1 protein-coding gene is annotated in these 315 nt (G+C 64.4%); it reads right to left on the bottom strand.

All coding sequences use genetic code 11. The annotated features are described in order from the left end of the window. Window positions 1-315 (bottom strand): Ig-like domain-containing protein (locus tag IFT80_RS21545; protein ID WP_192138402.1); only part of this gene is annotated, 315 nt, incomplete at both ends.

The raw sequence follows: 315 nt of genomic DNA, 5'->3' as shown, positions 1-315 counted from the left end.
GCCGACATCGTCCAGAGCGCTCGCGATGTAAGGAGTCACCGGGCCGGTGCCGTCGTCGACGTTGAGGTCGAACGGCGCGCTGGTGATACCGTCGGCGCTGGCGATCAGGCTGTGTTCGCCGTTGCTCAGGGCCGGGGTGGTGAAGGTCCAGCTACCGTTGCTGCCGGCCACGGTCTGACCGATCAGCACGCCGTTGTCGTAGATCGACACGATGGAGCCTGCGCTGGCTTTGCCCATCAGCTGGGGCTGGTTGTCATCTGTGGTCCTGCCATTGAGGAGCATGCCTTTGCTGTCGCCGACATCGTCCAGAGCGCT

It is taken from the genome of Pseudomonas sp. CFBP 8771 (assembly GCF_014841695.1).
Lineage (GTDB): Bacteria > Pseudomonadota > Gammaproteobacteria > Pseudomonadales > Pseudomonadaceae > Aquipseudomonas > Aquipseudomonas baltica.
This window is presented reverse-complemented; position numbering and strand designations above follow the sequence as displayed.